General features: G+C 63.1%; 26 protein-coding genes and 1 pseudogene. 15 read left to right on the forward strand and 12 right to left on the reverse strand.

Annotated features, from left to right (window positions below; genetic code table 11):
* A complete protein-coding gene (gene mobB / locus KSAC_RS01815) occupies positions 1–531 on the reverse strand; it encodes a molybdopterin-guanine dinucleotide biosynthesis protein B (protein WP_207918733.1) in 531 nt (176 codons plus the stop codon).
* A gap of 66 nt (positions 532–597) precedes the next feature.
* On the opposite strand from mobB, the gene mobA reads away from it, so the two are divergent.
* The 5 genes and pseudogenes from mobA (at position 598) to KSAC_RS01840 (ending at position 6013) form a co-directional block, all read left to right on the forward strand.
* On the forward strand, positions 598–1254 hold the full coding sequence (gene mobA, locus KSAC_RS01820; protein ID WP_207918735.1) for a molybdenum cofactor guanylyltransferase: 657 nt from the start codon (positions 598–600) through the stop codon (positions 1252–1254).
* Between the two features lie 408 nt (positions 1255–1662).
* Positions 1663–2049, forward strand: a complete 387-nt coding sequence (locus KSAC_RS01825) for a glycerol dehydrogenase (protein ID WP_102323813.1) — start codon at positions 1663–1665, stop codon at positions 2047–2049.
* Between the two features lie 14 nt (positions 2050–2063).
* Positions 2064–4246 (forward strand): annotated as a pseudogene (locus tag KSAC_RS01830) (pyrroloquinoline quinone-dependent dehydrogenase).
* A 183-nt stretch (positions 4247–4429) separates the two neighbouring features.
* The gene (locus KSAC_RS01835; protein WP_110548276.1) at positions 4430–5467 is read left to right on the forward strand and encodes an MYG1 family protein; all 1038 of its coding nucleotides are present in this window, start codon (positions 4430–4432) and stop codon (positions 5465–5467) included.
* Between the two features lie 6 nt (positions 5468–5473).
* Positions 5474–6013, forward strand: a complete 540-nt coding sequence (locus KSAC_RS01840; protein WP_132303876.1) for a GNAT family N-acetyltransferase — start codon at positions 5474–5476, stop codon at positions 6011–6013.
* On the opposite strand, the gene KSAC_RS01845 is transcribed toward KSAC_RS01840, so the two are convergent.
* Positions 6010–6489, reverse strand: coding sequence for a hypothetical protein (locus tag KSAC_RS01845; protein WP_371207660.1), 480 nt, complete (start codon positions 6487–6489; stop codon positions 6010–6012). The two genes, KSAC_RS01840 and KSAC_RS01845, sit on opposite strands and share 4 nt — an antisense overlap.
* Here KSAC_RS01845 and KSAC_RS17200 point away from each other — a divergent pair.
* A complete protein-coding gene (locus KSAC_RS17200; RefSeq protein WP_165927270.1) occupies positions 6485–6655 on the forward strand; it encodes a hypothetical protein in 171 nt (56 codons plus the stop codon). The genes KSAC_RS01845 and KSAC_RS17200 overlap by 5 nt on opposite strands.
* 38 nt (positions 6656–6693) lie before the next feature.
* Here the strand turns inward: KSAC_RS17200 and KSAC_RS01850 are convergent, their stop codons facing one another.
* Positions 6694–7665, reverse strand: coding sequence for a Dyp-type peroxidase (locus KSAC_RS01850; RefSeq protein ID WP_243705336.1), 972 nt, complete (start codon positions 7663–7665; stop codon positions 6694–6696).
* 157 nt (positions 7666–7822) lie between these two features.
* On the opposite strand from KSAC_RS01850, the gene fdhD reads away from it, so the two are divergent.
* The 3 genes from fdhD (at position 7823) to KSAC_RS01865 (ending at position 10108) form a co-directional block, all read left to right on the forward strand.
* Positions 7823–8749 carry a formate dehydrogenase accessory sulfurtransferase FdhD gene (fdhD, locus tag KSAC_RS01855; RefSeq protein WP_243705260.1) on the forward strand — a complete coding sequence of 309 codons (927 nt, stop codon included), beginning with the start codon at positions 7823–7825 and terminating at the stop codon, positions 8747–8749.
* A 76-nt stretch (positions 8750–8825) separates the two neighbouring features.
* Entirely contained in the window at positions 8826–9494 is a 669-nt protein-coding gene (locus KSAC_RS01860; protein WP_110548288.1) for a GIY-YIG nuclease family protein, read from the forward strand.
* A 62-nt stretch (positions 9495–9556) separates the two neighbouring features.
* Positions 9557–10108, forward strand: coding sequence for a DNA-3-methyladenine glycosylase I (locus KSAC_RS01865; protein ID WP_132306033.1), 552 nt, complete (start codon positions 9557–9559; stop codon positions 10106–10108).
* A gap of 101 nt (positions 10109–10209) precedes the next feature.
* Here the strand turns inward: KSAC_RS01865 and KSAC_RS01870 are convergent, their stop codons facing one another.
* The 5 genes from KSAC_RS01870 to KSAC_RS01890 form a co-directional block, all read right to left on the reverse strand.
* A complete protein-coding gene (locus KSAC_RS01870) occupies positions 10210–10602 on the reverse strand; it encodes a hypothetical protein (protein WP_110548280.1) in 393 nt (130 codons plus the stop codon).
* Positions 10603–10728: 126 nt separating this feature from the next.
* The gene (locus KSAC_RS01875; RefSeq protein WP_102323804.1) at positions 10729–10914 is read right to left on the reverse strand and encodes a hypothetical protein; all 186 of its coding nucleotides are present in this window, start codon (positions 10912–10914) and stop codon (positions 10729–10731) included.
* A gap of 113 nt (positions 10915–11027) precedes the next feature.
* Positions 11028–11318 (reverse strand): hypothetical protein, encoded by a 291-nt coding sequence (locus KSAC_RS01880; protein WP_132303880.1) that lies wholly within the window; start codon positions 11316–11318, stop codon positions 11028–11030.
* 52 nt (positions 11319–11370) lie between these two features.
* Positions 11371–11661: a hypothetical protein gene (locus KSAC_RS01885; protein ID WP_243705261.1), complete on the reverse strand. Its 291-nt coding sequence runs from the start codon at positions 11659–11661 to the stop codon at positions 11371–11373.
* Complete coding sequence (locus KSAC_RS01890; RefSeq protein WP_132303884.1) at positions 11616–11897, reverse strand: putative hemolysin; 282 nt, start codon at positions 11895–11897, stop codon at positions 11616–11618. Before KSAC_RS01890 ends, KSAC_RS01885 begins: the two co-directional genes overlap by 46 nt.
* Before the next feature lie 155 nt (positions 11898–12052).
* Here KSAC_RS01890 and KSAC_RS01895 point away from each other — a divergent pair, with 155 nt between their 5' ends.
* The 3 genes from KSAC_RS01895 to KSAC_RS01905 all read left to right on the forward strand — a co-directional run bounded on the left by KSAC_RS01895 (position 12053) and on the right by KSAC_RS01905 (position 16603).
* On the forward strand, positions 12053–14047 hold the full coding sequence (locus KSAC_RS01895; protein ID WP_243705262.1) for an esterase/lipase family protein: 1995 nt from the start codon (positions 12053–12055) through the stop codon (positions 14045–14047).
* Between the two features lie 104 nt (positions 14048–14151).
* Entirely contained in the window at positions 14152–15126 is a 975-nt protein-coding gene (locus KSAC_RS01900; protein WP_132306035.1) for an Lnb N-terminal periplasmic domain-containing protein, read from the forward strand.
* A gap of 193 nt (positions 15127–15319) precedes the next feature.
* Positions 15320–16603: a DEAD/DEAH box helicase gene (locus KSAC_RS01905; protein WP_102323800.1), complete on the forward strand. Its 1284-nt coding sequence runs from the start codon at positions 15320–15322 to the stop codon at positions 16601–16603.
* Between the two features lie 130 nt (positions 16604–16733).
* Here the strand turns inward: KSAC_RS01905 and KSAC_RS01910 are convergent, their stop codons facing one another.
* The 3 genes from KSAC_RS01910 to KSAC_RS01920 all read right to left on the reverse strand — a co-directional run bounded on the left by KSAC_RS01910 (position 16734) and on the right by KSAC_RS01920 (position 21817).
* Positions 16734–17978, reverse strand: a complete 1245-nt coding sequence (locus KSAC_RS01910; protein WP_132303888.1) for a pyridoxal-phosphate-dependent aminotransferase family protein — start codon at positions 17976–17978, stop codon at positions 16734–16736.
* Positions 17979–18117: 139 nt separating this feature from the next.
* Entirely contained in the window at positions 18118–20463 is a 2346-nt protein-coding gene (locus KSAC_RS01915) for a TonB-dependent receptor (protein ID WP_243705263.1), read from the reverse strand.
* A gap of 85 nt (positions 20464–20548) precedes the next feature.
* Positions 20549–21817: a cation:dicarboxylate symporter family transporter gene (locus tag KSAC_RS01920; protein ID WP_110547814.1), complete on the reverse strand. Its 1269-nt coding sequence runs from the start codon at positions 21815–21817 to the stop codon at positions 20549–20551.
* A 381-nt stretch (positions 21818–22198) separates the two neighbouring features.
* Between KSAC_RS01920 and KSAC_RS01925 the strand changes: the two genes are divergently transcribed.
* Both KSAC_RS01925 and KSAC_RS01930 read left to right on the forward strand, forming a co-directional pair.
* On the forward strand, positions 22199–22888 hold the full coding sequence (locus KSAC_RS01925) for a GntR family transcriptional regulator (RefSeq protein WP_102323797.1): 690 nt from the start codon (positions 22199–22201) through the stop codon (positions 22886–22888).
* Between the two features lie 147 nt (positions 22889–23035).
* Positions 23036–23644: a glutathione S-transferase family protein gene (locus KSAC_RS01930; protein WP_102323796.1), complete on the forward strand. Its 609-nt coding sequence runs from the start codon at positions 23036–23038 to the stop codon at positions 23642–23644.
* Between the two features lie 596 nt (positions 23645–24240).
* On the opposite strand, the gene KSAC_RS01935 is transcribed toward KSAC_RS01930, so the two are convergent.
* Positions 24241–24894 carry a MucR family transcriptional regulator gene (locus KSAC_RS01935; RefSeq protein WP_132303890.1) on the reverse strand — a complete coding sequence of 218 codons (654 nt, stop codon included), beginning with the start codon at positions 24892–24894 and terminating at the stop codon, positions 24241–24243.
* A gap of 620 nt (positions 24895–25514) precedes the next feature.
* On the opposite strand from KSAC_RS01935, the gene KSAC_RS01940 reads away from it, so the two are divergent.
* Entirely contained in the window at positions 25515–26534 is a 1020-nt protein-coding gene (locus KSAC_RS01940; RefSeq protein ID WP_165927271.1) for a glycosyltransferase family 2 protein, read from the forward strand.
* Positions 26535–26694 lie beyond the last annotated feature (160 nt).

Below are 26694 nucleotides of genomic sequence, written 5' to 3' on the forward strand. Positions count from 1 at the left end.
TCAGTCCGGTTGCACGGAACAGGCATGCTCCAGCGCGAACCGCGCCACCGCCGCCGTGTCGTTTACATCCAGAACCGGCAGGTGCGCGGGTAGGCCGGGGGCACCGGGCGTATCGGTGGCGATGGCGATGATGTTGTCCTGCCGCATGAACAGCGGTTCCTTGCCCAATGCGGGGCGATAGACCTCGATACAGGCGGGAACGCTGGCATGGAAACCTTCCACCACCACCAGATCGGTGCGCTGCATGCGCCCCAGCAGTTCCGCAAGGGTGGGGGGCGCATCGGGGCATTCATGTTGCAGGACCCAGCGCCCCGGCGTGGCCAGCATGACCTCGCCCGCGCCCGCATTGCGGTGCAGCCATGAATCCTTGCCGGGACGGTCAATGTCGATATCATGGTGGGTATGCTTGATGGTGGATACGGCCAGCCCGCCTGCGCGCAGCACCGGCAGCAGCCGGGCCAGCAGGTGCGTCTTGCCCGACCCGCTGCGCCCCGTAATACCGATCAGGGCCTGAAGTGCTGGATGGGACATGTGCGCGAAACCTTGTAATCCTGTGGGCTGGCTGTCGCAGCGTATGGTGCGGCAGGCCATGACGCAATGCCACGACATGGCGGGGACCACGCGGCCATGAAGGCTGGCGGGCTGGTCATGGCGGGCGGGGAAGCCCGGCGCATGGGGGGCGTGGACAAGCCGCTCCTGCCGCTGGGCGCGCTGAACTGCATTGAACGGGTGATCGCAACCCTGCGGCGCGACTGCACGCGGCTGGCCATCAGCGCCAATGGTGACGCCGCACGTTATGCACGGTGGAACCTGCCGGTACTGGCCGACCGGGTTGCCGGGGCGGGGCCGCTGGCGGGCGTGCTGCGTGGGCTGGAATGGGCGCATGACGCGGGGCTGGACGTACTGGTGACTGTGCCGGGGGATACGCCCTTCATCCCGGCGGATCTCGTGCCCCGGCTGCTGCCCGCGCCATCCTTCGCCACCAGTCTTGGCCAGCGGCACAGCCTTGTGGCCGCGTGGCCGGTTGCATGCCGCGACATGCTGGCGGCGCAGCTTGCGGCCATCACGCCCGAAAACCGGCGCAGCGCCACGCGTGTCCGCACGCTGGCCGACCGGCTGGATGCGCGCCCGGTCGCTTTCGCGCCGCTGGCCGGTGGGGTGGACCCGTTCTTCAACATCAATACGCCTGATGATCATCAGGCCGCCTGCCAGCATGCCGCCCGCATGGATCAGGCCGGACCCGTCACCCCGTAACGACGCAGCCGTGACCGCTGTGACCGGCACCCCATACGGAAGGAAATGCCGTGTTCATGCGCCGCGTGGATGGATGGGCGGATCGTCATGACAATGCGTGAAAACGGGTTCCCCGCCTGCTGCTGCCGGGCGAGGAGACAGGGGGGCCTGCATGCCCCGGTCCGCCCGGAATCATGACCGCATCGTAATGGTTCCCGTCGGGGCAGGTCCAAGTAAAAAAATATTTTCTTTACCCGTTTATTGCATGTCTGGCGATTATGCCGCACATGACCTTACCCGATTTTTACGAAATGCTAACTTTATCAATACACTCGTAATAAACTTGTTACCAAGATCGCGGTTTCGTTTTTTCGTATTTGTAAAAGCCGGGACTAGCTTCCACCCAACGATACAGAAGGAACATCCATCATGTCTTCTTTCATGAGACCACAGGACGCCGCCGGGTGGGCGACGCTTGTACTGGCGGTCATCATTATCCTGCTGGGTCTGCCGCTTGTTTACATGGGTGCGGAACTCGCTGCCCTTGGCGGGTCATGGTACTACGTGATCTGCGGTCTTGCCGTCACCCTTTCGGGCGTGCTCATGGCGCTTGGCCGCGTGGCCGGGGCGCTGCTTTACCTTGCGGCCTGCGCCTTCACATGGCTGTGGGCGCTGTGGGAAGTGGGGCTGGATGGCTGGGGCCTGCTGCCGCGCGTGTTCGGGCCGAGCCTGATCGCCATTGCCGTGCTGCTGTGTATGCCCGTGCTTAAACGCGCCGAAGCCGCGCATTCACCCTCAGCGCGGAAGGTTGCGTAATGTCTCCCAAACCAATGCTGCGTAACGTCCTGCTGGGCGCCACCATCATCGCGGGCATGACGGCCGCCGCCATCGCGCAGGTGCCCCCCGCCGACCAGCCTCCCGGCACGGGCAATGCCACGCCGCCCGCGGAACAGCCCGCGCCGCCGGCGGACAGTTTTGCCCCCCCGTCGCCCAACGCACCGCAGTCGCCGGGCGTGAACGCCGCCAATATTCCCGACGGGCCGCCCGCCGAACCCAGCGAGGCCACGCCGATGGTCGAGCAGGTCACGGCCAATCCCGCGCATGATGACTGGCCCGGCTATGGCCGCGATGACAGGGCGACCCGCTTTTCGCCGCTGGACCAGATCACGCATCCAATGTCGGCCACCTGAAGCGCGCCTTCATCTACCACACCGGCAGCAAGCCCGCGCCGGGACAGACCAACAAATGGGCCGCCGAAACCACGCCCATCAAGGTGGGTGACGGGCTGTACATGTGTTCGGCCATGAACGACATGATGCGGATCGACCCGGCCACGGGCAAGGAAGTCTGGCACTTCCATGCCAATGAAAAATACGACAGCATCCCCTATACGGCGGCGTGCAAGGCGGTGGTCTATTACACCTCCTCCACCGTGCCGGAAGGCGAGCACTGCCACCACCGCATCCTTGAAGCCACGCTGGACGAACGCCTGATCGAGGTGGACAGCGAGGACGGCAAGGTGTGCGAAGGCTTCGGCTGGCACGGCATGGTCAACCTGATGAAGGGGATGGGTGAGTCCGTGCCCGGCTTCGTGGCCGAAACCGCGCCGCCGCCGATCGTCAATGGCGCGATCATCACCAATCAGGAAATCCTTGATGGCCAGCGCCGCTGGGCGCCCTCTGGCGTGATCCGTGGCTATGACGCCGAAACCGGGCGCTTCCTGTGGGCATGGGATGTCAACCGCCCCCATGAACATGGCGAGCCGAAGGAAGGCGAGCATTACAGCCGTGGCACCCCCAATTCGTGGGCGGCGATGATTGGCGACAACGCGCTGGGGCTGGTTTACGTGCCCACGGGCAACTCGGCCGCCGATTACTACAGCGCCATGCGTTCGCCGGAGGAAAACAAGGTGTCCTCCGCCGTGGTGGCGATCGACGTGAAAACGGGCGAGCCGCGCTGGGTGTTCCAGACCGTGCATAAGGACGTGTGGGATTACGACATCGGTTCCCAGCCCACGCTCATGGACTTCACCAAACCTGATGGCACGACGGTTCCGGCCCTGATCATGCCGACCAAGCGTGGCCAGACCTTCGTGCTGGACCGCCGCACGGGCGACCCGGTGCTGCCGGTGGAAGAACGGCCCGCGCCTTCGCCGGGCATGGTGCCGGGCGATACGCGCGCGCCCACGCAGCCCTGGTCGGTTGGCATGCCGCGCCTTGGCTTCGCCCCGCTGAAGGAAGCGGACATGTGGGGCATGTCCCCCATCGACCAGCTTTACTGCCGCCTGAAATACCGCCGCGCGCATTACGTGGGCGAGTTCACGCCCCCCAGCATTGACAAGCCCTGGCTGGAATATCCCGGCTATAACGGCGGGTCCGACTGGGGCAGCGTCGCCTATGACGAAAAGACCGGCATCCTGATCGCCAACTGGAACAACACGCCGATGTATGACCAGCTGGTCAACCGCAAGAAGGCGGACCAGCTTGGCCTGATGCCGGTGGACGATCCCAACTACAAGCCCGGCGGCGGCGGAGCCGAAGGTGCGGGTGCGATGGCGGAAACGCCCTATGGCATCGTGGTTTCGCCCTTCTGGGATGAATATACGGGCATGATGTGCAACCGTCCGCCCTATGGCATGATTACCGCCATCGACATGCACACGCAGAAGGTGCTGTGGCAGCACCCGCTGGGCAGCGCGCGCGCCAACGGTCCGTTCGGCCTGCCCACGCATCTGCCGCTTAACATCGGCACGCCCAACAATGGCGGGCCGGTCATTACCGCAGGTGGCCTGATCTTTGTTGCCGCGACGACGGATAACATGATCCATGCCTTCGACATCCATACCGGCAAGGAAGTGTGGAACGATGTCCTGCCCGGTGGCGGACAGGCCACGCCCATGACGTATGAATACAAGGGCAAGCAGTACGTCGCCATCATGGCCGGTGGCCATCACTTCATGATGACGCCGGTTACGGACGACCTTGTGGTCTATGCGCTGGACAACGTGAACTGACGCAACACTGGCCATAGCCAGCACCCTGAACCGGGGCCGCACCGTCGGCCCCGGTTTTTTTATGTCGCCGCCGCCACGGCGGGGCAGGGCGGGGGCATCGACACGGAAGTTTATTGTATGATGGCGGCCTTTGCGGCATGAGGGGCCAACAGATTTCATTCATTTCAGTCAGCAGGTCCGCATATGTCCGAATACACCCCCATTGGTCTTGATAATGGGACCACTCCCATCCGGGCGCTGACCCATTCGGGCAATTTCCATGTGGACGAGACGCTGGGCTACGTCATCCTGCATTACGCGCTGGCGCCACAGGGCGACCTGCGCGGCCGTGTGCTGGGGGATGCGCCCGCTGACCGGCTGACCTTCACCCGCACCCGTTCGCCCGAACGCATCCGTGAAGCGGACATCGTATTTGACGTGGGCGGCGTCTATGACCCCGCCCACGGGCGCTACGACCACCACATGAAGGACAAGCCGCTGCGCGACGATGGCACACCGTACAGCGCCGCGGGCCTGCTGTGGAAGGATTACGGCATGGCCGCGATCCGCAACCTGCTGAAAGTGCCGCAGGACGACGCCACCCTTGCCGCGATCTGGAAGGCGCTGGACCGTTCGCTGGTCCTGCCCATCGATCAGGATGACAACGGCGTGGTGAAGATGGGCAAGCTGTCGCTGGCCGATATCGTATCGGCATGCAGCGCGCCGTGGGACACGGCGGAACTGTATGGCGCGGATGAAGCCAGGGCGCGTGAATCCCTTGGCTTCGCCAATGCCGCAACGGCGGTGGCGGCGCATCTGGTCAACATGGTCGATCGCGTGCGCGCCAGCCTGAAGGCCACCGGCCGCGTGCTGGAAGCCTATGCCAATGCGCAGGACAAGCGCATCCTGCTGATGGAAACCGGCATGCCGACCGAAAAGGTGATTTTTGAACATGACCTGCCGGTCGTCTATGTCGTCTCCCCCGTGGGGGCCGACCGCTGGAACGTGAAGGCGGTGCCGCCGGTGCGTGGTGATTTCGGGCAGCGTGTCTCCCTGCCTGAAGCATGGCGCGGGCTGGATGGCAGCGCGCTGGCTGCGGTATGTGGCGTGCCGGATGCGGTTTTCGCCCATCCCGCACGTTTCATCTGCGGCGCGGGCAGCCGGGAAGGGGCGCTGAAAATGGCGCGTCTGGCGCTGGAAATTGACGAACGCGAAAACGGCGCCAGGCCCGCCACGGCCTGAGTGGCCATGGTGGAAACGCAGCCGCCCCGCCTGTCGCTGGCCCCCGTCCGGCGTGCCGACGGGGCCGAACTGGTGCAGGCCAATCGGGACAGCCGCGATTACCACGCCCCCTTCGCCCATCCCTTCATCACGATGGAGGGGTTCAGCGAATGGTTCGCCACGCTGTGTACCGGCGCGCAGGCCGCCTTTGTCGCGCGGGAGGCCGGGTCAGGCCGGATTGTGGGTGTCACCAGCCTGAGCCAGATTTTCCTTAAGGGATTCCAGAGCGCCTATCTGGGCTATTACGGCATGGTGGCTACCGCCGGGCGCGGCCTGATGACCGAGGCCGTGCGCCAGACGCTAGCCCATGCCTTTACCGAAATCGGGCTGCACCGGGTCGAAGCCAACATCCAGCCCGAAAACCTGCGCTCCATCGCGCTGGTCCGCCGCCTTGGCTTCCGGCTGGAAGGGTTTTCCCCGCGCTACCTGCGTATTGGCGGGCAATGGCGCGATCATGAACGCTGGGCGCTGCTATGCGATGATCCCCGGCCCGGCGGCATGCCCTAGCCGATCAGGTCGCGTTCCTTCTTTTCGCGTTCGGCCCCGACGCTGTGTTTCTGGTAAATGCCCAGCGCCACGACCATGGCGGTTGCGACCACCAGCAGCACGGCGGGGTAGAGGATGTCCTGCGGGGCCTTGCTGCTGCGCTCGAACACGCCCACCAGCCCTTCGATAAAGACGGCGATGATGATGGTGGTCATGAACTTGGTCAGGCTGATGCGGGCTTCGGCCAGTGACTGCTTGCCCTTGGGGCGCAGGACCTCCTCCTCGATAAAATACTTGGCCACGTCGAACACGGCTATGGCAATGACGACGTAGCTGATGGTCTGGAGGATTTCCTCGCGCCCGTGGTTCAGCGAGACATTAAAGGCCGAAACAAGGCCCACCATGCCAGAGATGAGCAGCAGGACCGCAAGAAGGATGAGAAGGCTGCTTGCCCCGGCAAATGCCCAGCGGGAGAGTATGCCGATCTTATGAATGATCTGGTGCCCTTATGTGACGGATGCCCCTGCGGAAGCGCAATGGCGTATCCTGAACACACGCATCCACCCGGCGATGGTTCCCTTGCGGATTCAGGGTGCTGCCATGCGTTCCGGCACCGCGATCATGGGCGGGGCAGGGGGAGTGATGCCACCCGATGCCGGATAACCGGCGCGACGCTGGCGGTCAGGACGGGAGCGGTCGCGTCAGTCCGCCTGCTTCAGCGAACCGATACCCAGAGAACCCTCCGCCATGACCGGCTGCGCGGGGGCGGGGTTTTCATCCGCCCCGCCCGGCGTGGCCTGTGGCGCGTTTTCAAGGAATGTGGCGGTGGGAATGAAGAACAGCGTGCCCGTAACCGCGCGGCTGACATCCAGCAGCCGGTCGTAATTGCCCGGCGGGCTGCCGATGAACATGTTTTCCAGCATCCGTTCAACCCGGGCAGGCGAACGCGCGTAGCCGATGAAATAGGTCCCGAATTCGCCCCTGCCCACATCGCCAAAGGGCATGTTGTCGCGCAGGATCTGAAGCTGCTGCCCGTTTTCTTCAATATTGGTCAGCACGTTATGGGCGTAGCTGGGCTTGGCTTCATCCGCCAGTTCGATATCGGACAGCTTTCTGCGCCCGATGATCTTTTCCTGCGCCGCGACGGGGATCATGTCCCATTTCTTCAGGTCATGCAGGTATTTCTGCACGATCACGTAGCTGCCCCCGGCGAAGGGCGCGTCCTCCGCCCCGATGATGGTTGCGTCCGTCGCCTCATCGCTGACCGGGTTTTCCGTGCCATCGACAAAACCCAGCAGGTCGCGCGCGTCGAAATACTTGAAGCCATGCACCTCATCAATAACCTGCGCCACGCCCTCAAGGCGGGAGACGATGTGCCGCGCCAGTTCAAAACACAGGTCCATGCGTTCCGCGCGGATGTGGAACAGCAGGTCGCCCGCCGTGGCGGGGGCGTGGTGAACGCCGTCTATTTCCCGAAACGGGTGCAGTTCCGCCGGACGGGGCGCGCCAAAGACCCGGTCCCACGCATCGGACCCGATCCCCATGATGCAGGACAGGTCGCCATCGGGCACGCGAAACCCCACGCCACGGCGCAACGCCGCCAGATCCCCGCACAGGTCGCGCACCGTGGCCGCGGCCTGCGCGCCATGGTCAAGGGTCAGGACAAGAAACATCGCCGATCGTGTCAGCGCGGTGTCAACGGGTTGGGGTTTAGCTGGAAACAAGCCGGTAATTCCTTAACGATCGGACCGTGCGGCGGCGGGGCATGGCCACCGCATCTGCGCCGACAGCACTACATCATTCGCCCGTAAACTCAAGACTCTACGGGACATGCCACCCGTCGCAGCCCGCGCGGCCGGATGGGCGGATGGTTGCGCGCAGGTATGCGCGGGCCGTATGCTGGCCTGCTCCCGCACGGGCGCGATGCCCCGGCCCCTTCATCCGCATGGACCACTCTGCATGACGCGCCCGCTGCCCCCCGCCATCGTCGCCTGCCGCATGCAGTCCCACCGCAACGCCGTACCCCCGGCCATTGAAACGCTGGATATTGCGGAAGAAACCCCCGTCAGCCTGACCTTCAACACCATGCCCCATGGGGTGATGATGGCGACCCCGCTGGATCTGGAGGATTTCGTGACCGGCTTCGCCCTGACCGAAGGGATCGTGCCCGACGCAAGCGCGCTGAAAGGCATGACGGTGCGGGTGGAAGCAGAACATATACAGGTTGACGCACGGATTGATGGCCCGTCGTTCCAGCGCCTGCTCCAGCGCGGGCGGCGCGCGATCGCCGGGCGCACCAGTTGCGGCGTATGCGGCACCGATGCCAGCGACGTGCTGCAACGGCCCACCCCGCGCGTGCCCTGCGCCCCGCCGGAACTGGCCGCCGTCCATGCCGCGCTGGGCCGGTTGCGCGGGCGGCAGGTGCTTAACGCGCGCGCCCATATGCTGCATGCCGCCGCATGGTGCGCGCCCGATGGTGAAATCGTGCATGTGCGCGAGGACGTGGGCCGCCATAACGCGCTGGACAAGCTGATCGGGGCGGGGGTGCGCGCGGACACGGATTTCGGCTGTGGGTTCTGCCTGATTACCAGCCGCTGTTCCTACGAAATGGCGCATAAGGCCATTATGGCGGGCATGCCCGCGCTGGCCGCCATATCCGCACCCACCGCACGCGCCATCCGCGTCGCCGCCCGGTCCGGCCTGACCCTGCTGGCCCCGGTGCGTGAAAAGGTGGTGATGGCGCCGCTGTCTGTCTGATGGCAATGCTGCGGTATCCCTGTCATAACCAACTGAAACATTGCCAGCCCTGAGCGGATTCCATTAGGAATTGAACATGGACGCGCAGCAGTCAACCGCACTGACATATTCATCTGATACCGGTTCCGGGGTCGGGATCGTCTATATCCTGACCAATCCGGTCATGCCCGGACTGATCAAGATAGGGATTACCGCCGGGGATTTACCGGCCAGAATGAAGCAGTTGTATACCTGCGGCGTGCCGGTTCCATTTGAATGTGCGTATGCCAAGCGCGTTCAGGATTATGCAAGGGTCGAAGCCACGCTGCATACGGCCTTTGGCGATCACCGGATTAATGAAAACCGCGAATTCTTCCGCATTGATCCCGAACGTGTCAGGGTCATTTTCAATCTGCTGCCGGGCGAGGAAATCGCCATAGGCGAAGATGCAGGAGCGGAAGAAAGCAGTGATATCGCAGCCCTGAAATCGGCGAACAGGCGGGCATCCGTTTTCAATTTTAAAATGGTGGATATCAAGCCGGGCACGATACTGGAATGGATTTATGATCCCGATATTACCTGTCGTGTCGTTGATGACCGAAAGATCGAATTCGAAAATAAAATTACCAGCCTGAGTGCTGCCGCCTGCGAAATCGGGAGCCGGACCGGGATTGATAACGTCGCGTATCAGGGACCACGCTACTGGAAATATCAGGGCAGAACGCTGGTCGAACTGCGTGAGGAAATGGAGCAGGGCGAAGATTGACGGATTCCCCTTTGGTCCCCGATCCCGCCCGCCCGCGCTGTGGCTGGGCGCAGGCGGATGCGATGATGATGGCCTATCATGATGACGAATGGGGCCAGCCGGTGCGTGACAGCCGGATGCTGTGGGAAATGCTGGCGCTGGAAAGTTTTCAGGCCGGTCTGTCATGGCGCACGGTGCTGAAGCGGCGCGCGGGGTTCCGCCGCGCCTTCGCCGGTTTTGATCCCGACCGCGTGGCGGCTTTTAATGATACGGATGTGGAACGCCTGATGGCCGATCCCGGCATCATCCGCGCGCGCGCCAAGATCGTGGCGACCATCGGCAATGCGCGCGCCTATATCGCCATGCGGGAAAAGGGGGAGGATTTTGCAACCTTCGCATGGTCGATGGTGCCCGATGCCCCGGTACATAACCACAGCGGGCAGGTGCTGGCGTCGTCCCCGCTGTCGCATGCCATGTCGGCTGCATTGCGGGCGCGGGGGTTTCGTTTTGTCGGTCCCGTCATCGCCTATGCGTGGATGCAGGCGGCGGGCATGGTCAACGATCACGATCCGGCCTGTTTTCGCTACGCCGCATGTGACGGGACGACAAAGCCCGCGTCACCACACGCCGGATAACAGAAACCCGCCGCGCCGGGTGTCACGCCAGCGGGCGGGTCAGGTGGGGCGGGTGCTGCGTGCATCCCGCCCATGCCGTGCCGGCCGGGGCCGGACAGGCGTTAATGCATGTTGGGCTGCTGCCAGCCTGCGCGGGCGCTCAGGGCGCGGTGGCGTACCGCAATCGGCAGCACCTCGCGCAGGATCTGCATCGCGGCAATGCCCGACAGCCCGGTCTGGGTGGAAAAGCGTTCGATTTCCACGGGTTTGAACAGCGCGTGGATCGTGCTTTCGTCCGCCGGTTCCGGGTTGTCCTGTGCCTGCCATGTGCGGATCAGGGGCAGCATGCCCTGCGTCTCGGCACGGTTTTCCAGCATGCTGGGGTGATCGGGGGCAGGCAGCGGGCCAAGGATATCGTTCAGCACCGAGACCGCGCCGGAACGGTCGCCCAGCGCCCCGGTCAGGAAATCGCCGATACGGGTGGTGATGTCGGATACATTACGGGAAATCGTCATGTTAGGCTCCGTTAACACATCAGGGGGAAACGCCGGGGCACTGGGCCTGCGGCATCCCCTTGTTAGCGGGACTCTGCCTTGTGGTTCCTGCACGGTGTCCCGGCATGCAGGGGCGCGGGCGGCGGTTCAGCGCCGCAGGCGCGGTGCGGACATGGCCGTATGCGTACGGGCTGGCATGCGGGACCACGGCAGGGTGGTCCGGCGGCCCAGCGCCTGCTGCAACGGCGCAACGGGTGCGCCATGCGCGTGAACGGTGCGCCCGGTCCCCATTCCCATCGTAATGGGCAGGTGGTGGATAAGCGAATGTTGCATCGTCTGTCCTCCCTTTATCCTGTTGGGGTTACGGGGAAGAAACGTGGGAAAGGGGGCGCGGGTTTGCCGTCATTAGGGTGGCCTGCGCGCACGTTTGTGTGAGGTGTGACGGATCAGGCCAGATCGCGTTCGGGTGTGTCGCTCATGCCGCGGCTGGCCGGTTGCGTGCCGGGTGGGGGTGGCACGATCACCCGTTCTTCCCCCGCCTTGCGCGTGACGGGCTTTCCACCCGGAAGCACCTCACCGGCGCAGGTGATGCACGCATCGCGGCCCACCGCGCGACTGCACCCCGACAGCGCCAGTTGCAGGGCCAGCAGCAGGATCGCAAGCAGCGATGCGGAAAGACGGCACACAACGCCCAGCCGGATGGACCGGCGCGGATGGTTTGCATATGCGGTCGGCACGGCTTCCTCCTCCATATACCGCGAAAAACGGGCGGAAGGATTGCCGGTTGCATCAGCCCCGTGGTGGTCTGGCGCGGGGATGGGGCGCGATGGTCCAGCCCGCTACCCTGCCGCCCGGTGGCAGGGTGCATACCCCCACATGGCCACCGCGCAGGACGCGCCATGACCCGCCCCGCTGCGCGCAGTCCTGCGCCGGGGGCAGGTGATGGTGCATGAGCGCATCGTCACACCCCGCCAGCGCCAGCAGGGCCGCCATCATCACCCCCCGGTACGCCGCCTGCGCCAGCGGCAGGGGCATCAGCGGCGGTGCATGGCGGGATGGCCCGCGCGGAACAGTTTCCATTCATCCACCACCGTCCCGTTGGGCAGGTGGCACCACCCGGCGACCCCGGTTGATGTCCGGCGCATTTCCACCCGGCCGCCGCGATTTTCGCAGTATTTCGATGCCGGGTTGGCCATGCCGATGGGGGTGACGGCCAGCACGCTGGCGCACGGCGCGATGGACAGCACGCATGCGGCAAGGGCCGTGGCGCGCAGGGCGCGGATGGCGGGGCGGGACAGGCGGGCAAACGGGTTCATGTCAGGTCAGGCCACTTTCGGTTCAGGGCATGTCATATCGACCTGCTATCAGCAAAGTCCGGCGGGTTCCAGACCACGCGGGCGCGGGTTCATGTCGATTGCCTGTTTCCTGTTATGCGCCAGATGCCTAATCTGGCGTAATGAGACGGATTTCCATGCGCGCGCGCCGCGCTGTTCAACCCCGTGCGGGCATGGCCATGCGCCGTATGGGCGGGTTTATGGCGCTGGTGATGCTGGCGGGATGCGCGGGGCCGGTTACGGTGCGTCAGGTTTCGCTGGTGCAGAGCTACCGCGCCACCAGCCGCAGCGCGCTACAGGGCAACGCGCCGGGTAATGACACCATGATCGTGCTGCGCCGCCGCGGGCTGCTGGCGCTGTGGCGCAATCACCCCGACCGGGCCATAGCCGCATTGCGCACGCAGGCGGCGGCGGCCATGGCGGATGACAGTGCCGACATGCTGTTCGCGCTGGCGGAACTGAGCTACCGGCAGGGGCTGCGCCATCACCATGCGCAGGATTTCCTTGCCGCCGCCGTTTATGCCTACGCCTTCCTGCAACCGGGGCGCGCGGGTGGCCCCAGCCCGTATGACGAACGCTTCCGGCAGGCATGCGACCTGTACAACCTTGGCCTGACGGCGGCGTTTCCAGCACCCGTAAGCCTTGCGGCGCAGGAACGCGCGCTGCCCTTTGGTACCATCGACCTTGCCGCCGATCCCGCGCAGTTGCGCTGGCAGGGGCGGATACTGGAAAACCTGCGCCCGACCGCAACACTGGCGGTGGGCGGTATCGGCAATGTCTACCGCACCCCCGGTCTTGGCGAACCGCTGACCGCGCTGGGCCGACCTGACCCGGCCTACCCCAACATGGCAGTGCCCCCGTCCACGGCCCGAGCCGCCACGCCAGATGGCGATGATACGGACCGCTTCAGCATATCGGACCGGCTGCGCGTGCCCGCCAGCCTGCTGCTGGAAATCGACGATCCGCGCGCGCAGGTGCTGACGGATCACCTGCACGGGCGGCTGGTGCTGCGGGTGATGGATGACAGCCCCGATACCCGCATCGGTCAGGCCACCGTCCCCGCCGAATACGACCAGACGGCGGCCCGCGCGCTGAGCCTGCGGGATTCCGCGCTGTGGGCGCAGGAATATACCGGCTTCCTGCAGGGCACGACCTTCGACGGCACGCACCCCCATCTGGTGGCCATGACGCCGCACCGGCCGGGCAACATGCCGGTGGTGTTCGTGCATGGCACGGCGTCCAGCCCTTACCGCTGGGCCAGCATGGTCAATGACCTGCTGGAGGACCGGCGCATACGCGACCATTTCGATTTCTGGTTCTACTCCTACGCCACATCCAGCCCCATTCCCTATTCCGCATGGGAACTGCGGCGCGCGATAACGCAGGCGGTGGACAGCCTGGGCGGTGTGAAGGCCGATCCCGCGCTGGGGCACATTACCGTGGTGGGGCACAGCCAGGGCGGGCTGCTGGCGCGCATGCTGGTCATCAATCCCGGCGACAGGCTGTGGAATGGCACGGCGGGCCGCCCGCTTTCCACCTTCCGGCTGGACCGCAGGACCCGGCAGATGGTGCGCGAAACCATGTTCCCGACCCCCATGCCTGAAATCCAGCGCGTGGTGTTCATCGCCACGCCGCAGCATGGCAGCTACCTTGCGGGCATGTCGCTGGCGCAGTGGGTGGGCAGCATGGCCAGCCTGCCGCTGCGCGTGAGCGAGACCGCGCGCGAGATCCTGACCGGATCAGGCGACAGCACCCATCTGGCCAGCCGCGTGTTCCGTCTGGGCAGCGTCTATGCCATGTCGCCACGCAGCGCGTTCATGCGCACGCTGCCCACCATTCCCATCATGCCCGATGTGCATGCCCATTCCATCATTCCCGTCTGTGGTAACGGGGAGCCGCTGGCGACTGCGGATGATGGCGTCGTGGCCTATGCCAGCGCGCATATACCGGATGTGGATTCCGAACTGGTGGTCCGCCATTCGGAACATTCCACGCAGTCCAATCCCTTCACCATTGCGGAAGTCCGGCGCATCCTGCTGCTGCAACTCGCCGCCAATTCCGATCTTGCCCCGCGTAAGGTGCAGGCCCCGGCATCCCCCACAATCGCCACGCCGCAGGCGCCCCGGCCATGACGGGATGGGCCGCGCGGCTGCGGGCACGGATGCGTCGCAACCCGGATGCGGCGGGCCGTCCCACGGTCCCGCGCAGCCGCCGGGCATGGTGGTGGATTACGCGCATGGCGGGCCTTGCGGGCGTGGCGCTGGGGGCAGGGGGGCTGTATTATTCCACCCTCATGCCCGATGCGCTGCGGCTGGGGCTGACCGGCGGGTTCGTGGTGGTGATGGTGGGGGCACGGTGGCTGCGCCCGGTCTGGCTGGCGCGCGCGGGACGGGTGGCGGTGCTTGGCGTGTATGCGGCGTGGTACGTAACCGACCCGCCGCGCAATGACCGTGACTGGGCCGAGGAATACGCCATTCCCGCCGATGCGTGGCGTGACGGCGATGTGGTGCATGTGCGCCATGTCCGCAACTTCCGTTACCGGAGCGAGAGCGATTACATACCCGCATGGTATGACGCCACCTATGACCTGAAGCAGCTTGAGCGCGTGGACCTTGTCACCTCCTACTGGGCGGGGGACGCGATTGCGCATGTGTTCCTCAGCTTCGGCTTCGCGGATGGGAAACACCTCGCCATCTCGATCGAGACCCGGCGGCAGGCGCGTTTTCCCTATTCCACCCTTGCGGGGTTCTTTCATCATTACGAACTGTTTTTCGTCACCGCCGATGAACGTGACCTGATTGGCGTGCGCACCGACACACGGCGCGAGCGCGTATATCTGTACCGCCTGAACATAACCCCCGCCGTGCGTGAGCGGCTGTTCCTGAGCTATGTCGGCGCGATACATGACATCATCGCCCATCCCGTATGGTACAACACGCTGACCGATAACTGCACCACCGGCATACTGGCCCGCGCGGGCGCGCGGCTGCGCTACCGGCTGGACTGGCGGGTCATCCTCAGCGGGCATACGGCGGCCATGGCCTATGACATGGACCTGCTTGGTCCCTACGACCCGGCACGCTACCCCGATTTTAACGCGCTGCACGCCGCAAGCCGCATCATCCGCCCGCCCGGCGCCGTAATCGACCCCGATTATTCCAACGAAATCCGCGCAACCCTGCCCCCACCGGAAGGGCCACCCGCGCGGTAGTCCCTGAAAGCCTGCGGCCGGTCTGGCTGGACGGGGGGCCGTTCCTTAATACGGCTGCTTCAGGGCAGGACGTGCCGCCGTCCCGTTGCGTCATATTGACGCAGTTGAACATCCTCCGTAAAAAGCCCTCGTTTTCAACCAGCGAAGCCCGACCAGGCGCAGCCTTACCGAGCGCCGGAGGCGCCGCTTCACCATGTCCATGACTTTCGCCGACCTCTCCCTCGCGGAGCCCGTGCTCCTTGCACTGGCCGAGGAAGGGTACGTGAACCCGACACCCATTCAGGCCCGGTCGATCCCGATGCTGCTGGAAGGCCGCGACCTGCTGGGCATGGCCCAGACAGGCACGGGCAAGACGGCTTCCTTCGCGCTACCGCTGCTGCATCGCCTTGCCGCGGACCCCCGTCCGGCGCCCCGGGGCGGTGCCCGCGTCCTTGTCCTTGCGCCGACGCGTGAGCTGGTCTCGCAGATCGCGGACGGGTTCGAGAGCTTTGGCCGTCACCTGCCGTTCAGCGTGACAACGATCTTCGGCGGCGTCAGCCAGTTGCATCAGGTCAATGCGCTCAGGGATGGCGTGGATATCATCGTGGCCGCGCCGGGGCGGCTGCTGGACCTGATCGAGCAGGGGCTGTGCGACCTGTCGCAGCTTGAGGCACTGGTGCTGGATGAGGCCGACCAGATGCTCGACATGGGTTTCGCCAGGCCGATCGAGCGCATTGTCGCGACCCTGCCGAAGGATCGCCATACAGTGCTGTTTTCCGCAACGATGCCAAAGTCCATCGCAGCCCTGGTTGAAAGCCTTCTGCGTGATCCGGCCAGGGTGGAAATCGCGCCCCCTTCAACCACCGTGGACCGGATCGAACAGTCGGTCATGTTCCTTGATGCAGCCAACAAGAAAGAAGCCCTCCTCGCGCAACTGAAGGCGCCGGAGATCGGTCAGGCAGTCGTCTTTACCCTGCAGAAGAACATCGCCAACGAAGTCTGCGCCTTTCTGACCGGGGCGGGCATCACGGCCGAGGCCCTGCACGGCAACAGGTCGCAGGGACAGCGGGAGCGGGCGCTGAATGCGTTCCGCGATGGCAGCGTGCAGGTGCTGGTGGCGACGGATATTGCGGCGCGCGGCATCGATGTCGATACGGTCACGCATGTTTTCAACCATGACCTGCCCAGCCTGCCCGAAAGCTATGTCCACCGCATAGGCCGCACCGGCCGCGCAGGACGCAGCGGCATCGCCATTACCCTGTGCGATGCCGAGCAGCGTGCGTGGCTGCATGATGTGGAGCGCGAGATCGGACGCAGCCTGACGGTCCACACCGATCATCCGTGGCATTCGGAAGCGGCGCGGAACTCGACCATGCGGGCACCGGTTCTGGGTGGCGGGCCGGTCAAGAAAATCAAGCCGCAGGTCAAACGCGAGCGCAAGATCTGGACCGAGGAAGAAAAGGAAGCCGCGCGGGCAGCGGCCAGAAAAACAGCCTGATCATGTATGGGTTTTTCAGGTCTTTACGCCCAAAGCGGAATAAATATCTGAAAACCCGCTGGTTTGCAGGAAAGCAGGCAGCGGAAGTCATGCCTGTTGCCGGTAACCCGTCCTGACGTGAGGTTATCGGTCAGGCGGGAACCGTCATGGCGTTGTAAGCTGCAAGGGCCGCATCCACGCCTGCGCCCGCGGTAAAGGCATGGCCCTCCTGACGCAGCACGGCTTCGAGCGCGCCGAGGGTGAGCAGCACCTTCGACTTCTCGGCATTGTAGCCCATGGCCCCGATGCGCCACACCTTGCCCTGCAGCGGGCCGAAGGCGGTGCCGATCTCGATTTCAAAATCCTCGCGCATGCGGCCGCGCACCCGTTCGCCATCGACGCTGGCGGGAATGTACACGCCCGTCACGTTGGTCATGCGGTACGCGTCGCTGCCAAACAGTTCCAGACCCATCGCACGCAGCCCCGCGCACATCGCGCGCGATGCGCTGGCATGGCGGGCAAAGCGGTTTTCCAGCCCTTCCTCCACCATGATGCGCGCGGCTTCACGCGCGGCGTAGAGCATGCTGGTGGCCTCGGTATGGTGGTTGAGGCGCTTTTCGGACCAGTAATCCATGATCATCGCCAGATCGAGATAGTTCGACGGAATGCGCGCCTGCGCGCCATCGGTGGTGTCGCTGCCCCGGATACCGGCTTCGACATGGCGGCGCGAGAAGATATGCGCCGCCGCCCGGTCTGATACGGTAATCGGCGCGGAACCCGGCGGTCCGCCCATGCACTTCTGCAGGCCGCCGCTGACCACGTCCACGCCCCAGCGGTCGGTCGCAACCGCCATGCCGCCCAGCGTCGCCGTGGCATCGACATAGGACAGCACGTCATATTTACGGCACAGCGCGCCCACGCCATCGAGCGGCTGGGCCATGGTGGTGGAGGTATCGCCATGGATGCAGGCCAGCACATGCGGGCGGTGGGTGATGATCGCATCCTCGATCTGTTCAGGGGTTGCGACCTCGCCCCACGGGATGTCCAGCGTTACGATTTCCGCCCCGATGCGCGCAGCAATTTCGGACAGGAGCAGCCCGAAGCGGCCCGCCCGCACCACAAGAAGCTTCATCCCCGGTTCGACCAGCGAGACCAGCGCCGCCTCGATCCCGGCGCGGGCCGTGCCGTCCACAAGGAAGGTCCAGCGGTTTGCGGTCATGAAAACCTGACGGTAGAGGTCCATCGTCTGGTTCATGTAACCCGTCATTTCGGGGTCGAACTGGCCCAGCATGTCGGCCGCCATGGCGCGCAGCACGCGCGGATGCGCGTTGACCGGTCCCGGCCCCATCAGCAGCCGGGCGGGAGGGTTGATCTGGCCGTAAAATGTCTGGGTCATCCGAAACGTCTCTCAAAAAGTCCGATAAAAGTGGTCATCGCGCGCAGGGCTTCGTCCGTGTCCGCACGGGCCGGGGAAGGGGGCGCGCGATCATGGCGGTGCCCGATGGTGGGGGGCGGCCATGTATTCCGGTTACAAATCAGTAGGTGCAGTTGATGCGCGCGCCCACAAAGCGCGGGTTCCCCGGAATGACGGAATAGAATGTGGACTGCGTGCCACCGGACAGCCAGTAATGCCGGTCGGCAAGGTTCTGGCCATATACGGTTACGGACCAGTGCTGCTGGGGGGCGGAGAATGTCAGGAAGCTGTTGACCAGAAAATATGCGGGCGCGCGGTAATATCCGCCATAGCCGATATACTGTGGCTGGGTCTGCGCGCCACGGTAACTGTAATCGACATCGAACGTCATGCGGTAATTGCGCAACAGTTTCCATGTATATGTTGCGGCGCCACTAAGGGTCAGGTTGGCCAGCCCCATGCCCGCACCGTTGTAATTGGTGTTCACCGCCGTCCATTGCCCGGTCGCATTATACAGATCGGTGGTGGCGGATTTGTTGACGCCCTGATACTGGCTGTACACGCCATGCTGGTAGCCGAAGTTCTGTGACAGGGTCATGCCCCGGAACGGGCGGACCATGGCGTTGAATTCCGCACCGTAAATATAGGAACGCGGCGCGTTTACATATGTGCCTTCCGTGCCGTACTGCGGCACCACGATCGTTCCCAGAAGCTGCTGGTCACGATAGTCATAGTAAAAACCGGCGGCATTGAAACGGATGCGGTCATTCATGAAGGATGTCTTGAAGCCGCCTTCATAACTCAGCACCTGTTCAGGCTTGAAGGGGCGTAGCTGCGCGGCAACGCTGGTCATGTTTGCCGAAAAACCGCCCGGTTTGAAACCACGACGGAAATCGACATAGGTCATGATGTCGTGCGTGATCTGGTATTCCAGCCCCACCCGACCCGAAAACTGGTTGGCAAGCGCGCCGCTGGACCCGAATGACTGGACCCTGGGCGCGGCCGTGCCCTCATAGGTCGTGCCCACCAGGTTAATAAGCTGGCGATCATCCGATTCATGGCTGATCGCGCCAATCAGGCGCAACCCGCGAACCAGCCGGTATGAAAGCTGGGCATACTGGTTGAAGGTCTGCTCGTCCTGCCCATAAGCTGTTTTGTAGAAGTATTTGCCGTTATCGCTCGATGCATAGCGGTCGGACATGTCATACCAGAAATTGTCATTCGTCCGGCCACGGTTATAGTACATGCCCACCGCCCATTGCAGCCGGTCCGCCGCATTACTGGATTCCAGCTTTATTTCCTGCGAGAAGAAATTGGTCTGGTTATTACGGTACATGTTGCCATAAGCCAGCGCGGTATTGGTCTGGTCCGACAGTTCATGTTCGTCCAGCATCTCGTACGCGCTGGTTGAACTCAGCTTTCCCCACGTGAAATCCTTGGTGAAATGGATGTTCACGCCCCATGACAGGTTGTTTTCACGCGGCTTCTGGTTGGCCGGGTTCACCCCGATGGCATTGGCGAACTGTTTGCTCAGGCCCCAGTTCGTCTGCATCAGGTCGGTGCTGGCGGGTACGCCATAACTGTTCACCATGACCGCGCCCCCGGGGGCGTCGGACTGGTCGGTGCTCCAGTGTCCACCCACGTCCAGACGGGTGGTGTCGTCAATCTGCCATTTCAGCTTGCCACGCAGCGCACCGATATCCGCATTCCCGTAACCGGCACCCTGACTGTTATGCTGGAATCCCCCGCCCGTCATGGACATGCCCGAAATCCGGTATGAAACCGAACGTGATATCGGGCCGGATACGAAACCTTCCACGCGGTTACGGCCGTAACTGGCGATGTCTTCCGTAACGCCCGCGTGGAACTGGGGCGTGGGGTCCGCCGTATGGAAATTGATCTCGCCCCCGGTGGTGGTCATGCCATGGGTGAAGCCGGACTGCCCCGGATTTACCGACACGTTGTCCATGTCGTACATGATGGCCGATGTCATGACCGTAACGGGCAGGGCGACACCATCGACATACGGCATGACCGACGGGATGTTGTTCTGCGTCAGGTCCGCCATGCCCACCCCGCGCAGCACGAAATTCAGGCCCGCGGACCCGTTGGATGGCTGTATGCTCAGGTTCGGCGCCACGCGGATCAGGTCTGTCATGGCGCGCACGTTCCGCTCCACCAGTTCCTTGCCCGAAATATGGGTGGCGGAATCAGGCACATGCTGTTCGCGGCGGAACTGCACGGCACGCGCGGCGCTGACCTTTATGCTTTCGGGCGCGGCGTGGGGTACGGCGGCATGATCTTTCGCCACGCCCTGCCCGGATGCCTGATGGACATGCGCCCTGGCGGGCTTCTGCGCCACCACGGGCGTCGCCGCAGCAAGGGAGGAGACCTGCATCATCGCGGCACAGGAAACCGATGCCGTAAGACCCAGATGCAGTTTGACGAAGAATGGACGGGACGACATGAAGAACCTCGTCTGGTAACGTTAGGTGTTTTCCACACAGATTTAAGAAATACAGATTTCAGCCTGAACTTATATTTTAACTGTTCTACTGCCCTGACCGCGCCGAACGCAGGACACGTTGGGCCGTGGCCACATCCAGCCGGCCTTCCCATTTCGCGACAGCAATGGTTGCGATGCAGTTGCCCATGACATTGCCCAGCGCCCGCGCAATGCCGATAAACCAGTCCACCGCAACCAGAAGCACCAGCCCGACAGGCGGGATTTCCGGCACGACCGCCAGCGTTGCGGCAAGAATGACAATCGCCACCCCCGGCACGCCATGCGCGCCTTTCGATGTGACGAGGGCGGTACCCGTAACCAGGAATATCTGTGTCCAGGTCAGGTGAACCCCCGATGCCTGGGCCAGAAAGAGAACCGCAAGCCCCAGATAGATGGAAAGCGCATCAAGGTTGAAGGAATATCCCGTCGGGATGACAAGCCCCACGACTTCGCGCGGTATGCCGATGGCGGCCAGCTTTTCCATGATCTGCGGCAGCACCGCATCGGATGACGTGGTTGCCAGAACAACCGTCAGTTCCGTGCGCAGGTACCAGATGAAGGAAAAGATGCTGATGCCACACAGCCGCAGCAGCAGCCCGAGCCCGACCAGAACGAACACTGCAACCAGCGCCGAATACAGCGCGACAAACACCCCAAGCTGCCCAAGGGAGCCTGCGCCGAAATGACCGACGGTATAGGCGATCGCCCCCAGAACCCCGATCGGGGCCACCCGGATGACCATGCCCATTATGCGAAACAGGACAGCCGCGACTGAATCAATCAGCGCCGCCGCCGGTTTTCCCTGCTCCCCGGCCATGGACAGCCCGCAGCCGAACAGGATCGCAAACACAAGAACCTGCAGCACATCGTTATGCACAAACGCGCTGAGGGGATTCTGGGGCACGAGATGTAAAAGGAAACCCACCAGACCATCATGGCGCAGGGTCGCCGCACTGTCCCCGAACTGGCCGGGCAGGCTTTGTGTCAGCGCGCCAGCATCGATATTCATCCCGGCCCCCGGCTGGAATATCGCCGCCGCCGCCACACCAAGGCATAGGGCGATGGTGGTTGTGACTTCAAAATAGACCAGCGCCTTCAGGCCGATCCGCCCCACCGTGCGCAGGTTGCCCGCCCCGGCGATGCCCTGCACCACCACGCAGAAAACAAGCGGCCCCACAAGCATGGCGATCAGCCTCAAGAACAGGTCGCTCAGCGGTTTAAGCGACACCGCGATACCCGGCGTCGCAAGGCCCAACGTGACGCCAAGCACGGTCGCCAGCACGATCTGGAAAAACAGCGATCGGCAAAAACGCATTTCGTTACACTCTATACCTTTCCAGATACCGGGGATTTCCTGCCAGCATCCTTGAACACCAAATGGTCTATCAGGAAACAACCATAACGAATACGATCTTGCATACAAGATGCAATGCACACCGAAACGAGCGCATGTGCGCAGCCGAAACGGTTACGGAAACAGGAATCAGGGTGTTCTGGTATCGTTTTCGCGATATAAACCGTTTTTCATCATATACTTATGTGAAATAAAGCCGGTCCTGCGCCGTTTTGCGTTTTTTGTGTTCTGTTGCCGTTATGAAACACCATGCCGGCGGCGGCGCTGGCCCGCGGCGGCCGGAAACCGGCTGGCACATTGATTGCGTTGCCAAACCCTGTCCGCTTGCGCATACTCACTGGTATGCAAGAGCAAGACAAAACGGCTGACAGAAATCCTCACATCATCGAGGATCGCATCATCCGGGCGGCCCTGTCGGGTCATATCGCCCCGGGGGAGCGACTGGGCGAAAAAGATCTTTCCCAGATTTTCAATGTCTCCCGCACGCTTGTCCGGGAAGCCATGATGCGCCTGCAGGCCCGTGGCATTGTCGAAGTCTCGCCCCGCCGGGGATGGTTCGTCATCGAACCATCCGTGGAGGAGGCACGCCACACGATCGATGCCCGGCGCGCGCTGGAGGTGGGAATGCTCGTCACCATCCATGACATCCAGCCCGCGCAGATCCGCACATTGCGCGAGCATGTCCTGTCTGAACAGCAGGCGCTTGCATCGGGCGACCGCGCGCAGCGCAGCTATCTTCTGGGCCATTTCCATGTCTGCCTTGCCGAAACCCTTGGCAATCCCGTGATCGGTTCCCTGTTGCAGGACCTGACGACACGCACGGTGCTGATTGCGGCCCTGTATCAATCCACCCATGACGCGCACGAATCATGCTGCGAACATGGCCAGATCATTGATGCGCTGGAAAAGGGCGACCCGACGGAAGCCGCGCGGTTGATGGATGTCCACCTGCGCCATGTCGAAAAGGCCCTGAACTACCGCCACGTCGCAAACCGGCTGGAACATCTGAAGGCTGCCCTTCAGGGGATCTGATTTCGACCGGCCGCATCCGTGTCGGGGACAGCATGCGCAGGCATGGCGGAATGTTGTCCGTAGGGCAGGGGTGTTCGCCGTGATGAACGCTTCCTATTTGCAGGTCCATGTGCTTCCCTTCACGCGCCTTAACCAAAGGACGGAACGATGAAGCTTTATTATGCTCCGGGTGCGTGTTCCCTTGCCTCGCATATCATTCTTGTTGAAACGGGATTGCCCTACAGTCTGGAACAGGTGGACCTGAAGGCCAAGACAACAGCCGACGGGCGCGATTATCTGAAGATCAACCCGCGTGGCGCCGTGCCCGCGCTGGAGATTTCGCCCGGCGTCGTCCTTACGCAGAACGTGGCGGTGCTGCCCTATATCGGCAGCCGGTCGGAAAACCCGGCGTTCAGGCCCGCGCCGCATTCGCTGGAACATGCCCGCCTGCTGGAAGCGCTTGGCTTCTGCGAGGATGTGCATTCAGCCTTCGGTCCCCTGTTTGCCCCCGACCTGCCCGATGTCATGCGCGAGCGGATACTGGCGCTCATCACCCGGCGGATGAAGCAGGTCGAAGCCATCCTGACGGCGGGTGAAAACGGCCATCTCCTGCCCGCAGGCTTTACGCAGGCCGATGCGCTGCTGGCGGTGATCCTGAGCTGGGCGCCCCATGTCAACGTGGATCTTTCCGCCTACCCCCGCGCATGTGCGCTGCGCGACCGGGTTTTTGCCCGTCCCGCCGCCCGCAAGGCCATGACGGAAGAAGGGCTGGCCTGACCCCACGCGCCGCAGGGTTCATGCCGCTTTCTGATAATAAAACGTTCCTGATGCCGCCTTTTTTCATAAGGGCGGCATTGGTGAATACTGTCTGAAAAACGCACGATCAGGAAGCACGCAGGCTTCCGAAGCGGTTTTTTATGAAGGTGTCTGAAACACCTGTAGTCAGTGCGTATCTGTCCTGGGAAGAAACCATACCCTTAATCAATTACCTATCTGCCCGCACAATCAGGCAGGTCAGTATCGGGAAATGGGTCTGCCTGATAAATCTTCCAGTCATTTCCATCACGCTGTAACCGGGCACATACTGCAGGTGGCCCACCAGCCCCTTGTGGAAGAGGCATGCGGAGTTGAATGGCCGAATTATTCCAGCTTGTCCTTACTTCCTTGACCGTCATAAAAGAGGTCCGGCATGAATCAAAATACTGCGTATGGGTGAATAATCCCCGTCTCCAGTAAAATTACCGTACGTCCCGGATTTACAGGCGTGAATGATCTGTTTCATGCCTGCTTCTGGATCAGTAACCGGCTGTCAGATGAAGCCGGACAGGATGGGCCTTGAGTTCAGCCCGCCCTGAGTATGCCGTCATATGGGATCAGGATGATTTTGCCTTGCCGCGCGATGGGGCCTTGCGCGTCGGGCGTGGTCTGGCCGGGGCGGGTGCTGTCCGGGCGGCGGCGCGGCGGGATGGTTTGGACGCGGGCTTTGCGGGGGTCGCTTCGTCGGGTTCGACCTTATCAGGTTCGGTCCGGGCGGCGGCCTGCGTAGCAGCGGGGGCTGCCGTGTCCGGCGCAGGGGGTTCGGGCGCGGATGCGGGTGTTGCGGAATGGGGCACGATCCTGCGGCCCAGACCGGTTTCCCGCGCCACATCAGCCCGCTTTTTCGCGTAATCGGGGGCGACCAGCGGATAATCACCCGGCAGGCCCCATTTCGCGCGGTACTGCGCGGGGGTCATATGGTAATTCGTCATCAGGTGACGGCGCAGCATCTTGAGCTTCCGCCCGTCTTCCAGACAGACGATATGGTCGGGAAAGACCGACTGGTCCACCGGCACGGCGGGCGGCTGCACCCGGTGGGCGGGTTCCGGTGCGGGTTGTGGCGCTATTTCGCGTATTGCGGCGTAAACATCGCGGATGAAGGCGGGAACATCCGCCGTAGGCACGGATGTATTGGTATTGCCAAGATGCGCCGCAACAATATCGGTCATGGCCATGATGATGGCGGGGGACATGTCATCTGACTGTTCCATAATACGGCCCTTCCTGAAATGGTGATGGTTTAAATTGAAACAACAGCGCGACCGCAGCGGAGTTTCTTTTTGGCGTGACAGAATATCACGTCATAACACAGTCCCGCCGGGTCATGACCTTCCGGCTTTATTTCCTGTCCGCGCCGCGGGATCACGGGGAATGCGGCCGCGCAAAAGATGGAGCGGGCGCAGGGCAGTTTTTCTGTAACGATAAATAAAATTCATAAAAACCATAAAAAAGACGCGATTAATACTTTATTCATTTCATGAAGGCCCACCCCCGATCCGCCGCGCGGGCGATACGGAAACCTGGCATGGGCAGGGTGCGGGGCAGGGACCGTATTATTTCACGCCATGTCGTGCCCGGTAACAATATGCCACATTCCCCTGCATAGAACGGTTTGATAAACGCGACGTTATGCCCCCGGGCACGCAGCCCGCCGCCCCGGGGGCAGATGACCATGACTTCAGCCCCGCTGGGGGCTTCGATACCCCGGCACGGCAGGAAAGATCACCACGGGCCGGGATCAGGGGCATCCCTGCATCCGGGTGTGCGTAGATATTACAGGAAATACAATCTCTCACCAGGCAGTATAACAAACCTGTCCAGGAGAAAATCCATGGATACAACTGCATCACCAAAAGTAACCGTCATCATCCCGGTATGGAATGGCGGCGACTTCATCGGCAATGCCATCGCATCGGTTCTGGCGCAGACACTGGGCGATTTCGAACTGATCGTGGTTGATGACGCCTCGACCGACAATACGGTCGATGTGGTCGGCGCGATCCACGATCAGGACGCGCGCGTCACTGTGCTCCACCAGCCTGAGCGCATGGGTGTTTCCGCCGCGCGGAACCGGGGGCTGGACATGGCGCGTGGCGCGTTCGTCGCGGTGCTGGATGCTGACGACGTATGGCTGCCGCAGCGACTGGCGATTATGGTGGACGTGCTGGAACAGCATGGCGTCGATCTGGTGGCGGACCAGCAGACACTGGTTGAATTCGGCACCGGGCGCACACTTGGCCTGACCATGCGCGATGCGTGGATGCAGGGCGGGGCGGATATTCCGCTGTCCGATTTCGTGCTGATGGACTGGCCCGGACGCAAGGACACCCGCAATATCGGGCTGATAAAGGCGGTGATGCGCCGCAGCACCATCGAACGCGCGGGCGTGCGCTATGATGAAACGGTCCATCTGGGCGAAGACTTCCTGTTCTATGCCTGCCTGCTGGTTTCCGGGGCGCGGATGCGGTTCGTTTCCACGCCGCTTTACGCCTACTCGGTCCGCACGCATTCCCTGTCGCAACTGACCACGCCCACGACCGGGCAGATAGAGGTCAACCGCCTGCTGCGTGAATGGCTGTGCGCGCATGGGCGGCAGCGCGCGGATTATGCGCGGGTGCGGATGATTCTGGATTACCGGGAAAAGGCGCTGTGGCTTCAGTATCTGCTATGGTCGTTGCAGACGCGGCATTTCGTGCTGGCGCTGCGCACGCTGCCGCGCATCGGCATTGATGTGTGTTTCCTGTGGGTCATGGATTTCGTGCGCCGGAAACTGCATCTGGTCCAGAGCGATTTCAACCCTGCGATCATCGGGAAAATCGAGCGCCGCATGCCCCTGTGCCGACCGCCGTAAACGCCCGCTTTCGTGCCAGATCCCCGTCCGCCCCTGCGCCTGCGCCCGGCCCGTGGGCGGACGGGCCGTTTCAGCGGCCCGCCATGGACGGACCGCCTGTCATCCCCGCCTGCAATCTGCTTGCGGCGCCTGCCGTGCCACGGCACCGACCTACGGACCC

It is taken from the genome of Komagataeibacter saccharivorans (assembly GCF_004348195.1).
Classification (GTDB): domain Bacteria; phylum Pseudomonadota; class Alphaproteobacteria; order Acetobacterales; family Acetobacteraceae; genus Komagataeibacter; species Komagataeibacter saccharivorans.

Bases quoted from the DNA above. Each gene is read 5' to 3' on its own strand.
- mobB (WP_207918733.1), bottom strand. From the start codon at position 531: ATGTCCCATCCAGCACTTCAGGCCCTGATCGGTATTACGGGGCGCAGC.
- mobA (WP_207918735.1), top strand. From the start codon at position 598: ATGCCACGACATGGCGGGGACCACGCGGCCATGAAGGCTGGCGGGCTG.
- KSAC_RS01825 (WP_102323813.1), top strand. From the start codon at position 1,663: ATGTCTTCTTTCATGAGACCACAGGACGCCGCCGGGTGGGCGACGCTT.
- KSAC_RS01835 (WP_110548276.1), top strand. From the start codon at position 4,430: ATGTCCGAATACACCCCCATTGGTCTTGATAATGGGACCACTCCCATC.
- KSAC_RS01840 (WP_132303876.1), top strand. From the start codon at position 5,474: ATGGTGGAAACGCAGCCGCCCCGCCTGTCGCTGGCCCCCGTCCGGCGT.
- KSAC_RS17200 (WP_165927270.1), top strand. From the start codon at position 6,485: ATGATCTGGTGCCCTTATGTGACGGATGCCCCTGCGGAAGCGCAATGG.
- KSAC_RS01850 (WP_243705336.1), bottom strand. From the start codon at position 7,665: ATGTTTCTTGTCCTGACCCTTGACCATGGCGCGCAGGCCGCGGCCACG.
- fdhD (WP_243705260.1), top strand. From the start codon at position 7,823: ATGCCACCCGTCGCAGCCCGCGCGGCCGGATGGGCGGATGGTTGCGCG.
- KSAC_RS01860 (WP_110548288.1), top strand. From the start codon at position 8,826: ATGGACGCGCAGCAGTCAACCGCACTGACATATTCATCTGATACCGGT.
- KSAC_RS01865 (WP_132306033.1), top strand. From the start codon at position 9,557: ATGATGATGGCCTATCATGATGACGAATGGGGCCAGCCGGTGCGTGAC.
- KSAC_RS01870 (WP_110548280.1), bottom strand. From the start codon at position 10,602: ATGACGATTTCCCGTAATGTATCCGACATCACCACCCGTATCGGCGAT.
- KSAC_RS01875 (WP_102323804.1), bottom strand. From the start codon at position 10,914: ATGCAACATTCGCTTATCCACCACCTGCCCATTACGATGGGAATGGGG.
- KSAC_RS01885 (WP_243705261.1), bottom strand. From the start codon at position 11,661: ATGGAAACTGTTCCGCGCGGGCCATCCCGCCATGCACCGCCGCTGATG.
- KSAC_RS01890 (WP_132303884.1), bottom strand. From the start codon at position 11,897: ATGAACCCGTTTGCCCGCCTGTCCCGCCCCGCCATCCGCGCCCTGCGC.
- KSAC_RS01895 (WP_243705262.1), top strand. From the start codon at position 12,053: ATGCGCGCGCGCCGCGCTGTTCAACCCCGTGCGGGCATGGCCATGCGC.
- KSAC_RS01900 (WP_132306035.1), top strand. From the start codon at position 14,152: ATGGCGGGCCTTGCGGGCGTGGCGCTGGGGGCAGGGGGGCTGTATTAT.
- KSAC_RS01905 (WP_102323800.1), top strand. From the start codon at position 15,320: ATGTCCATGACTTTCGCCGACCTCTCCCTCGCGGAGCCCGTGCTCCTT.
- KSAC_RS01910 (WP_132303888.1), bottom strand. From the start codon at position 17,978: ATGACCCAGACATTTTACGGCCAGATCAACCCTCCCGCCCGGCTGCTG.
- KSAC_RS01915 (WP_243705263.1), bottom strand. From the start codon at position 20,463: ATGTCGTCCCGTCCATTCTTCGTCAAACTGCATCTGGGTCTTACGGCA.
- KSAC_RS01920 (WP_110547814.1), bottom strand. From the start codon at position 21,817: ATGCGTTTTTGCCGATCGCTGTTTTTCCAGATCGTGCTGGCGACCGTG.
- KSAC_RS01925 (WP_102323797.1), top strand. From the start codon at position 22,199: ATGCAAGAGCAAGACAAAACGGCTGACAGAAATCCTCACATCATCGAG.
- KSAC_RS01930 (WP_102323796.1), top strand. From the start codon at position 23,036: ATGAAGCTTTATTATGCTCCGGGTGCGTGTTCCCTTGCCTCGCATATC.
- KSAC_RS01935 (WP_132303890.1), bottom strand. From the start codon at position 24,894: ATGGAACAGTCAGATGACATGTCCCCCGCCATCATCATGGCCATGACC.
- KSAC_RS01940 (WP_165927271.1), top strand. From the start codon at position 25,515: ATGGATACAACTGCATCACCAAAAGTAACCGTCATCATCCCGGTATGG.